Here is a 10,930-nt window from a genome sequence, read left to right as displayed (position 1 = left end):
AGGCGATGCAGTGGTTTACACCGATGCAGCAGGCAACACTTTGGCGACGGCTGCGGGCAATGTGGGCGATGCATTGACGCAAATGAACACTTATGTGAATACAGGCTTTGACGTACAGCAAGCAGGTACGACCAAAGGCACTGTGACTCCGGGTGACAAAATCAACTTCGTCAATGGCACGTTGACCACAGCCAAAGTGACAACGGAAGCCAATGGCGTGACCGATATCACTTTTGATGTGAATGCCCAAAGCGTGGTGGATGCAGCGCAATTGCCAGTGGTGTATACCAATGCCAATGGCGATCGTGTGTACAAACAAAGTAATGGCGACTGGAACACTCAAGCAGATGGTTCTGGTACTGTGGTGAATGCTGGTAACGTGATGGCTTCTATGAGCAATGCCGATGGTCAAACGACTACACCGATGGTATTGGGCAATGTGGCAGCTGGTGTGATTTCAGGCAGCTCTACCGATGCGGTGAACGGCAGCCAGTTGTATGCAGTTGGTAATAGCACTGCCAGCTCTTTAGGCGGCGGTAGCACGTTTAATACCACCACCGGCAAAGTAGAAGCGAGCTTGGCGGTTAATGGCAATACTTATAACAATGTTCAGGACGCTTTGAATGATTTGAATGGCCAAGTGACTTCAGGTTGGAATTTGTCTACTAACGGTGGCGCTGCTCACAATGTGGGACCGAATGGTCAAGTTGATTTGAGTAATACCGATCAAAACATGGTCATCAGTAATAATAATGGCAATGTGACATTTGATTTGAGTAAAAATATTCAAGTTGATAGTGTGACTTCAGGTGACACATTAAGTGATACTTATAGCCAATTCACTCAGGCAGGTTTTGAAGTGAAAACGGCGCAAGGTAATACATTATTGAATCAGGATGGTTTGAGCTTCAATGATGCTGCAGGTTTGCCAACAGGCCCAGTGATTAGCAGTAATGGTATCAATGCAGGTAATTTGTTAATTACCAATGTTGCGGCAGGTTCGATTGCTGCCGATTCGCGTGATGCGGTCAATGGTAGCCAAATTCATGATTTGGTAGGTGCAGGTGCTTACCAAGATGTCAATGGTAAGGCTACGCCGAACATTCAAAACATTGGTGGTACAGGTGCAACCAACATTCATGATGCTTTCCAAGCTTTGAATACGCAAACCCAAGCGGCTAAAACCGAAGTGGTGCAAGGTGACAATATTACTGTAACTCAAACCGTTGGCGCTGCTGGTCAAGATGTTTATACCGTTGCCACGAAAAAAGACTTGGTATTGGATTCGGTGAAAATCGATGACGGCCAAGGTCAGGCTTTGACTTTGAATAAAACAGGTACCACGGTTAGCAATGGTTCACAATCTGCCCATTACGGTGCGGATGGTTTGGTGGCTAAAGATGCAGCAACAGGCAATCAAACGGTGGTGAATCAAGATGGTTTGTCATTCAAAGACGGTAATGGTAACTAAACAGGACCTGTCATCAATCAAAATGGTATTGATGCAGGTGGCAAACAAGTGACCAATGTTGCAGCTGGTGTCAATGATAATGATGCAGTCAATGTGTATCAATTGAATCAATACTTCTTGCAACAGAATCAACAAACGCAAAATGTGCAAAACACAATAGGCGATTTGGAGCATTTGTTTGATACGTTTAACGTACAAGGTCAAGCTCAGACGGATCAATTGAATATTATTGATACCATCAATGCCATGAATACCACTGGTATTCAATATCACCATACCAACAGCAGCAATGCGCCAGGTCGTTTAGGTAGCACGAACGACTCAAGTGCAGGTGGTAATAACTCCAGTGCGATTGGTGTGGATGCGATTATTGAAGCGGGTGCTGACAGCACTGTGGCTTTTGGTCACGGTACCACTGCCAATAGCGCAGCGACCAGTTCGGTGGTCATTGGTCATGATTCAGTAGTGGGCGGCGCAAGCAGTATTGCGATTGGTCACGGTTCGCAAGCATTGGGCAATCAGTCTATCAGTATTGGTACGGGTAACGTGGTTAACGGTAACAACTCTGGTGCGATCGGTGACCCGTCTTACATCAACGCTGACAATGCTTATGGTATTGGTAATAACAATACGATTGATGCCAACCAGTCATTTGTTTTGGGTAATGAAGTCAAAATTGGCAAAGATGCGGAAGACATGAGCCAAGCCAATGGCGCGACATTCCAAGGTTCTGTGGCTTTAGGTCATAACACGACAGTATCTGCTGCCGTTGGTACAACAGGCATTAAGATTTTGGCGACGGATACCGAAGAAAGGGCTTTTGCAGGTACGGCTCCTGTGGGTACGGTGAGTGTGGGTGCTGCGAAAGCGGAACGTACCATTACCAATGTCGCTGCAGGCCGCATTAATGCAGACAGTACCGATGCGATTAATGGTAGTCAGTTATATCAAACCAATGAAGCTTTAGGTCAATTGGCTAATGGTGGTGCTGGTGTGATTCAATATTCTAATGAAGCCACGCCAACTGTCGCTAACGGTGGTATTGCCAGCAACAACTTGACATTGGTAGGTGGTTCGCCATCGACTGTCGATGTCAATGGCGATGGTGTGATTGATGCTAACGATGGTACAGCACCTGTTACCTTGTCCAACGTGGCAGCAGGTCGCGCGCCGACTGATGCAGTTAACGTGGGTCAATTGCAGCAAATGGGCAATAATTTGAACAACCGTATCAATGCGGTTGAAAAAGAAGCCCAAGCTGGTACCGCCACAGCAATTGCAGTCGCTAACTTGCCACAAGTTTACTTGCCAGGTAAGAGCGGTGTGTCAATGGCAACTGGTGTTTATGAAGGTCAAGTTGGTTATGCCGTAGGTTATTCTTCTATTTCTGACGGTGGCAAATGGGTATTCAAGGCTTCGGCAACAGGCAGTCCTAACGGTTCTGTCGGTGCGGGCGCAGGCATGTTGTATATGCTTGACTAAGTCTTTTGAATGTAGCTGATTGAAAGCGTCCTGTAATTTTACAGGACGCTTTTTTTAATCCATAGCAAGGCTTGATACTTCAATTGTGTGATGTTTCTTATTTGTTAAATATATTTCCTATTAGGAATGTTGGGGGTGTTGCACAGTTAAATCTTCTCAGGTATCTTGATATGGCATGAAGATATCTTGATGTGGATGTATTTCAAGCCATCTTTGTTTTTTCTGCAGTATTCCAACATGTTGTTTTAGACCGCAACTTCATCAAAGGAGCAGTACATGACACAATTAAAAGATTACCGTCAGTTTTATATCAATGGTCAGTGGGTGAATCCTGCTGTGGCTCGTGACTTGGAAGTCATTGATCCTTCAACCGAACAGGCTGTGGCGGTGATTTCTTTGGGCGATCAAGTAGATACGGATGCCGCTGTTGCCGCTGCGAAAGCCGCATTTCCAGCATGGGCTGCCACTGCGCCAGAAACCCGTTTGGCTTATGTGGAAAAAATCTTAGAAATTTACAATCGCCGTGCGCAAGACATGGCAGACGCTATCAGTTTAGAAATGGGTGCGCCACAAGACATGTCTTTGGCAGACCAATTCGATTGCGGTGTCTATCACATTGAAAACTTCATTGAAGCGTTCAAAAACTTTGAATTCGTGCGCCCATTGAAAGATGGCAACGATGACAGCATGGTGGCTTGGGAGCCTGTGGGTGTGGTGGCTGCCATTACGCCTTGGAACTGGCCGATGAACCAAGTGACATTGAAAGTGATTCCAGCGATTTTGGCAGGCGATACTGTGGTTTTGAAACCGTCTGAAATTGCGCCATTGTCATCGATTGTGTGGACAGAAATCATGCACGAAGCAGGCTTGCCTGCGGGTGTTTACAATATGGTCAACGGTGATGGTTTGGGTGTGGGCACGCAATTGTCTGTGCATCCAGATGTGGCGATGGTGTCATTCACAGGTTCTACACGCGCCGGCATTGCCATTACCAAAGCTTCTGCCGATACTGTGAAAAAAGTGGTGTTGGAATTGGGCGGCAAAGGTGCCAACTTGGTGTTTGCCGATGCCGATGCCGATGCAGTGGCTCGCGGTGTGCGCCATTGTTTCTACAATTCAGGTCAATCTTGTAATGCACCAACACGCATGTTGGTAGAGCGCTCGTTCTATGACAAAGCAGTTGAAATTGCCAAACAAGTGGCAGAAGAAACCACAGTTGATGTCGCATTCAAAGAAGGTGCGCACATCGGTCCTGTGATTTCCAAATTGCAATGGGACAAAATTCAAGATTTGATTCAAGCGGGCATTGATGAAGGTGCAACTTTGGTGGCGGGTGGTACGGGTTTGCCTGAGCATTTGAGTGAAGGTTATTTTGTTCGTCCGACGGTTTTTGCCAATGTCACCAATGAAATGGGCATCGCTCGCAATGAAATTTTTGGTCCTGTCTTGGCCATCATTCCGTTTGATACCGAAGAAGAAGCGGTTGCCGTTGCCAATGACACCATTTACGGTTTGACCAATTATGTGCAAACGTCTGATTTGGAACGTCGTCGCCGTTTGAGCCGCTTGTTGCAAGCGGGCATGGTGGAAATGAATGGTAAGAGTCGTGCGCGTGGCGCGGCTTTTGGCGGTGTGAAAGCTTCAGGTCGTGCGCGTGAAGGTGGTGTGTATGGTTTGGAAGAATTCATGGACAGCAAATTCATTTCAGGCTGGTCTGAAAACTCATAAACTTTGATTTTGAATGTTGGAAAATTTACAGGACGCTTCAAGCGTCCTGTAACTGTTTTGAATGAAATGAATGTGTTTTTAAACGGTTTCAACCTCATCCAATGAAATGTTGGAGTTCAAATGACCTGCTTGCAAGAACAACAATTGTGCTGCGGTTAAAATATCCAACAAGCTGCGACCAATGCGACGAGCATAAGCAATGTCATTCATCAAAGAGCTGGTTTGCCATTCTGACAATTGACCCGAGCGCAAAGCATGTAATACATCTTGGCTAAATGCTTGTTCAAATGTTTGCATTTGTGCTTCTAATTCTTCATTGGAAGTCAGCAAAGACACCGCACCATTTTGTGCCAACGGCCTGATTTGTACCATCAGTTGGAACAAATATTCGCGCAAACGCGCGTAATAGTGTTGTACTTCTTCATCGCTGCTTAAATATTGATGCAGGTTTTTTTGCAAGTGTTTGCCGTCTTTGACCACTTCCGCCATTTGTAAGGCAATTGCTTGGCAGCTTTGCAAAATGCTTTCTTGCTCATCACGCAACGGTACCTCAATGCGGTTCACATAGCCTAATAATTCGCTGTACACGCCTTTAATATGGCGTTGGTATAAGGCATCGGCATCTAATTTTAATGGCAGTTGCGATGCATCCAAGCGCAAATCATCTTGTTCAGGATGGGCATGATTCAATAATTCTGATGACACATAAATGGCATGTCCCATCACTTCCAAAGTCAAACTGCCCAAATGGCGCACTTCATTGACCACTGCAAACACGGCGGTATCGGCAGTGCGCAAATTGGATTTGGTCAAATATTTGGCTGAAGTTTTAGATGGTTCTGCTTCGGTATTGGCCACCATAGCAGCAGCAGAAGTTTCGGGTTTGCTCGGTAGCCAAGCTTGCAATTGGTTGGCCAATTTTTGTTGTAAATTCCAAAATACCATGACGCCTAAGACGTTGAACAAGGTGTGAAATAAAGCCAGTTGTATTAATTGATTTTCACCCAAGCCCACCCAGCTGGTGCTTTGCAATACCAACCAACTCAATGGCACGAACAAAATCAAACTCAATATTGCTGTCACCACGTTGAAAATGACATGTGCCAAAGCCAAGCGTTGACCATTGCGTTCGCTGCCTAAAAAACCTACAAAAGCCGTACTGATACTGCTGCCGACATTTGAGCCGATAGCCAAAGCAAAAGCTTGTTCTACCGCAATTTGGCCGCCTGCCAATGCTGCCAAAGTCAAAATTAAGGCAGCATGGGTAGATTGCAAGACCACGGTTAAAACCAACCCAATGCCCGCAAAAATAAACACTTCGGCAAGACCTGATACTTGTAATTCCGTGAAATCTACCGAGCCGCCCATTGCGCTAAAGCCTTCTTTGATGGCATCGATGCCGACAAAAATAAAGCCTATGCCCATTAAAGCACGCCCAAAAGCTTTGCCTTGTGGACCGAAAAAGCTGGCTAAAACACCAAAAAATAATAAAGGCAACGCAAACACGCTCAAGCTGATGTTTTGACCTGCCAAAGCCAGTAACCAAATACCACTGGTCGCACCCAAATTGGTACCGAGTAAGACGGCAATGGCAGCAGTTAAGCCAATCAAACCTGCGCTTAAAAAAGCGATGGTCAATAAAGAAACTAAAGTACTCGATTGCAATAAAAACGTCGCACCCATACCAAAAAACATGCCTTTGATGGGCGTGTCGGTAGACTTATTCAATAAGCGTTCGAGATAACCGCCAGCTGCACGTTGCAAACCTTCCTCGATACATTGCATCCCAAACAAAAAAATGCCTAGGCCATAACACAATTGCAGCCAAGCCGTGCTGTAAAAGAAGGAATAAGAAAAGGCGATGATGAGTAAAACAAGCAAGGCATATTTGAAATATTGTTGGTATTGCTCTGATGGTTTTTTCATAAGATACTCTTTGTAGGAGAAAGATTTATACTTTTGTCATTAATTGGTCAAAATGGCATATCATAATAGAAAAATTTCACTTATCAAACCGATACGCTAGAAAGTATGCAATATTGATAAAAGGCTTAACCGTGGTCAAAAAGAAGCTTAAAAAAAGCCCTGTATCGATAATAGGGCTTGGATTTGTGATGTAGAGAGAGTGAATGATTTAAGGTGCAGCGCCAAATAGCCAATTTTCTTTTAAAGCTTTGATTTGGTCTCGCAATTCGGTAGCTTCTTCAAATTTCAAATTGCGCGAAGCGGTCACCATCGCTTTTTCCAAACGGGTAATTTCTTTGATCACCGCTTCTTCACTGTTAAAGTGTTGTTCTTTTGCAGCCGATTTTTTGCCACCATCATCATGGTAAACACCATCAATCAAATCGCCGACTTTTTTGACAATTTGTGTCGGTGTAATGCCGTGTTCGGCATTGAACGCGATTTGTTTGGCACGGCGGCGTTCGGTTTCGTCTATCGCCACTTGCATCGAATCGGTGATTTTATCGGCATACAAAATCGCTTTGCCGTTAACATTGCGCGCGGCACGACCTATGGTTTGAATCAAACTTCTGCGGCTGCGCAAAAAGCCTTCTTTGTCCGCATCCAAAATTGCGACCAAAGACACTTCCGGAATGTCCAAGCCTTCCCGCAATAAATTGATGCCAACCAATACATCAAACACGCCCAAACGCAAATCACGAATGATTTCAACGCGCTCAACGGTGTCCAAATCGCTGTGCAAATAACGTGCTTTGATGCCCAAATCGGTGTAGTAATCGGTCAATTGTTCGGCCATGCGTTTGGTCAAAGTCGTGACCAAAACCCGCTCGCCAATGGCGGCGCGTTGCGTGATTTCGCTCATCAAGTCGTCTACTTGCGTGCCAACGGGACGAATTTCTAAAATCGGGTCGAGTAAGCCTGTCGGACGCACCACTTGTTCGACCACTTGGGACGCATTCGCTTCTTCATATTGGGCGGGCGTGGCAGAGACAAAAATGGTTTGCGGCATCAAAGTTTCAAATTCTTCAAACTTTAAGGGACGGTTGTCACGCGCCGAAGGCAGGCGAAAACCATAATCGACCAAGTTTTGTTTGCGCGCCGCGTCGCCTTTGTACATCGCGCCCACTTGCGGGACGGTCACATGCGATTCGTCCATGAATAGCAATGCGTCTTTGGGCAAATAATCGAATAAAGTTGGCGGTGCTGCGCCTTCAGGCCGCCTTGAAAAGTGGCGCGAGTAGTTTTCAATGCCTTTGCAAAAGCCCATTTCATACAGCATTTCCAAATCAAAACGCGTGCGCTGCTCGATGCGTTGCGCTTCAACCAAACGGATTTCATCGTTGTAAAACTGAATGCGTTTGGCCAATTCTTTTTTGATGGTTTCACAGGCTTTCAGGACGGTTGCGTGCGGCGTGACGTAATGGCTAGACGGATACACCGTATAACGCGCCAATTTTTGCTCGATGCGTCCTGTCAACGGATCAAACAATTGCAAAGACTCAATTTCATCGTCAAACAAACTGATGCGCAATGCGCTGTCGGAGTTTTCTGCTGGAAATACATCAATCACATCACCGCGCACGCGAAACGAACTGCGCTCAAAATCCATGTCGCCACGCTCGTATTGCATTGTTACCAAGCGCGCAATGATGTCGCGTTGCTCAAGTTTGCCACCTTCTTTCAGATGCAAAATCATTTGGTGGTATTCCGATGGATCACCAATGCCGTAAATCGCGGAAACTGTCGCCACAATCACCACATCGCGCCGCTCCATCAAGCTTTTGGTGGCGGAGAGGCGCATTTGTTCGATGTGTTCGTTGATGCTGGAATCTTTTTCAATGAACAAATCGCGGCTCGGGACATACGCTTCAGGTTGGTAATAATCGTAATAAGACACGAAATATTCCACTGCATTGTCAGGAAAAAAGCCGCGCATCTCGGCATACAGTTGCGCTGCCAAAGTTTTGTTGTGCGCCATGATGATGGCAGGACGACCCATTTGCGCAATCACATTGGCCATGGTGTAAGTTTTGCCTGAACCTGTGACCCCGAGCAAAGTTTGCATGGATAAGCCGTCCTGTAAACCTTCAATCAAGCCTTGTATGGCTGTGGGTTGGTCGCCTGCAGGGGGAAATGGTTGATGCAAGCTAAAAGGGCTGTCGGGATATTGGATGATGTTCATGGCACAAGTTTTTCTCAATTCAAGCAGGCAAATATGTTGCCTTGTTTGGGCATGGGAATCAATCTTTTACTGGCGAAAAGATTTTTTTAGTGTTTGATCTATATTTGAATGGAATGAGTAAATTAATTTTATGCAAAATATTGGTATTACATATAGTAATAAAGCGTGCTTCCTATTTATAAAATGTGCGGATTCAACCGGTCAGCGCAATGAACCGACCCGAGTATTTCGGAGACAGTTTATCTTGAGTCATGCCACTTTGGCTGACTCTTCCAATTGGCGATAATACGCCATTTCAAATTCGGCTGATGGAACATAACCTATCGAACTTAACAAACGTCGATGATTGAACCAATCCACCCAGTTTAGTGTTGCCAATTCAACATCAATCATCCGCCTCCACGGCTTTTGATGATGGATGACCTCAGTTTTGTATAAACCATTCACCGTTTCAGCCAAAGCATTGTCATACGAATCACCCGTTGTTCCGACCGAAGCCTTCACTTGAGCGGCCTGTAAACGTTCGGTGTAACGAATCGACAGATATTGGCTGCCTCGATCACTGTGGTGAATGAGGTGTTTGGGCTTGTTTCTGGCATGCAAAGCCTGCTCCAATGCATCCATCACCAAGTCGGTATCCATCCGTTTTGCCACCTTCCAACCAACAATGCGCCGAGCAAACACATCGATGATGAAAGCCGTATACACAAAGCCCTGGTGGGTAGACACATAGGTGAAATCGGCTACCCACAATTGATTTGGCCGACTGGCAGTAAATTGCCGATTTACCAAATCATCGGCCCGTTGCAACTCTGGATCACACACTGTAGTGCGTTTGCCTTTACCCCGCTAAACCCCTTGTATGCTGTGTTTACGCATCAGTCTAGCAACCGTACAGCGGGCAACTTGAACACCTTCACGTTGCAATTGGTGCCAGACTTTGCGGTAACCATAAACCTGCAAGCTGTCTTCCCAAACAGTGTTGATTTGAACCAATAAACATTTATCCGACACGCACCGTTTGGCTCGCAATTCAGGCTGTTTCAATCTTTGCGCATGTCGATAATAAGTGGATGGCGCAATCGGCAATACTCGGCAAATTGACTCGACCCCATACACCATTTTGTGTTCATGAATAAAATCCAACAAATCGCCTATTTGCGGTCGAGCTCCGCCTGGGCGAAAAAAGCGGCAGCTTTGCGCAAGATTTCATTGGCGCGTTGCAGCTCTTTATTGTCTCTTTCGAGCTGCTTAATGCGCTGCGCTTGATCAGCTGCTGCGCCATTATCAGCCAGATCAGCTTCAAACTTCTTAATCCAAGTGCGCAGTGTTTCTGGTGTACAACCAAACTTGCTGGCAATGGACACTGTGGCGGCCCACTGAGTGGGATATTCACTGCGCTGTTCTTGATAAAGGCGAACCGCTCGTTGACGGATTTCAGGTGAGTAAGTATTTTTCATTCGGATATTCTCTCAGAAAGTTAGGTCTCCGAGCAACCCGGGGCGGTTCAACACCTGTTTGAAAGACCTCAAGAGGTGTTTTAAAGCCCAAGATTTTTCTCGGCCTAGTATTAAGTTGCAAAGCAATTTTATCTAATTGTTCTTGTGAATAAAGACCAAGATTTTTACCTTTGGGTAAATATTGTCTTAAAAGCCCATTTGTATTTTCATTTGTGCCTTTTTGCCAAGGACTGCTAGCATCACAGAAATAAACAGACATATTGCATTGAGCAGTTAAAAGATGGTGTTTAGACATTTCATGACCTCTATCCCAAGTCAGTGTTTGCCTGATGGATGAAGGTAATCCAGCTAATTGGGAGTTATTGTCAAATCTGGTGTATGGCATTCAGGCCGCTTTCTCTGTTGATTGTTCGTCTTCCTGCTTGCCATCTTTGAAGATGACGTTGTTGACCACCAAGGTCAACAAGTTGAATCCCTGAATCCGGCGCCAACGCTTTTGGGCCGTTTCCAATAATTTGTACACCATCGCCAAAGTGGTTTCTCTGGAGCCACAGTTTTTGGCTCGTTTGCTGCGCAATCGTACGGTGGCAAACGTGGATTCAATTGGGTTGGTGGTGCGGATGTGCGTCCAATGTACATCTG

Annotated in this window: 4 protein-coding genes, 6 pseudogenes and 1 other annotated feature; of the genes and pseudogenes, 5 read left to right on the top strand and 5 right to left on the bottom strand. The window is 45.7% G+C overall.

Going from position 1 to position 10,930, the window contains the following annotated elements:
• The 5 genes and pseudogenes from H150_RS14545 to H150_RS0113100 form a co-directional block, all read left to right on the top strand.
• Positions 1–1,471: pseudogene (locus tag H150_RS14545) on the top strand (hypothetical protein); the annotation flags it as partial.
• 48 nt (positions 1,472–1,519) lie between these two features.
• Positions 1,520–1,606 (top strand): annotated as a pseudogene (locus H150_RS15460) (hypothetical protein); the annotation flags it as partial.
• Between the two features lie 741 nt (positions 1,607–2,347).
• Positions 2,348–2,470, top strand: a pseudogene (locus H150_RS15455) (hypothetical protein); the annotation flags it as partial.
• Entirely contained in the window at positions 2,465–2,953 is a 489-nt protein-coding gene (locus H150_RS15450) for a YadA family autotransporter adhesin (RefSeq protein WP_425424988.1), read from the top strand. The pseudogene H150_RS15455 and the gene H150_RS15450, both read left to right, overlap by 6 nt.
• 276 nt (positions 2,954–3,229) lie before the next feature.
• Positions 3,230–4,681 (top strand): aldehyde dehydrogenase family protein, encoded by a 1,452-nt coding sequence (locus tag H150_RS0113100; RefSeq protein WP_019959508.1) that lies wholly within the window; start codon positions 3,230–3,232, stop codon positions 4,679–4,681.
• A gap of 78 nt (positions 4,682–4,759) precedes the next feature.
• On the opposite strand, the gene H150_RS0113095 is transcribed toward H150_RS0113100, so the two are convergent.
• The 5 genes and pseudogenes from H150_RS0113095 to H150_RS14535 form a co-directional block, all read right to left on the bottom strand.
• Positions 4,760–6,607, bottom strand: coding sequence for a Na/Pi cotransporter family protein (locus H150_RS0113095; RefSeq protein ID WP_019959507.1), 1,848 nt, complete (start codon positions 6,605–6,607; stop codon positions 4,760–4,762).
• Between the two features lie 208 nt (positions 6,608–6,815).
• The gene (gene uvrB, locus H150_RS0113090) at positions 6,816–8,828 is read right to left on the bottom strand and encodes an excinuclease ABC subunit UvrB (protein WP_019959506.1); all 2,013 of its coding nucleotides are present in this window, start codon (positions 8,826–8,828) and stop codon (positions 6,816–6,818) included.
• Between the two features lie 249 nt (positions 8,829–9,077).
• Positions 9,078–10,288: pseudogene (locus H150_RS15045) on the bottom strand (IS3 family transposase).
• Positions 9,903–10,019 (bottom strand) — a sequence feature (AL1L pseudoknot). It overlaps the preceding pseudogene by 117 nt.
• Positions 10,266–10,631: pseudogene (locus H150_RS14540) on the bottom strand (IS30 family transposase); the annotation flags it as partial. The pseudogenes H150_RS15045 and H150_RS14540, both read right to left, overlap by 23 nt.
• Positions 10,632–10,673: 42 nt before the next feature.
• Positions 10,674–10,930 (bottom strand): annotated as a pseudogene (locus H150_RS14535) (IS256 family transposase); the annotation flags it as partial.

The organism is Vitreoscilla stercoraria DSM 513 (assembly GCF_000382305.1).
Taxonomy (GTDB): domain Bacteria; phylum Pseudomonadota; class Gammaproteobacteria; order Burkholderiales; family Neisseriaceae; genus Vitreoscilla; species Vitreoscilla stercoraria.
This window is presented reverse-complemented; position numbering and strand designations above follow the sequence as displayed.

Coding starts and splice junctions, on each gene's coding strand:
- H150_RS0113100 (WP_019959508.1), top strand. CDS start 3,230: ATGACACAATTAAAAGATTACCGTCAGTTTTATATCAATGGTCAGTGG.
- H150_RS0113095 (WP_019959507.1), bottom strand. CDS start 6,607: ATGAAAAAACCATCAGAGCAATACCAACAATATTTCAAATATGCCTTG.
- uvrB (WP_019959506.1), bottom strand. CDS start 8,828: ATGAACATCATCCAATATCCCGACAGCCCTTTTAGCTTGCATCAACCA.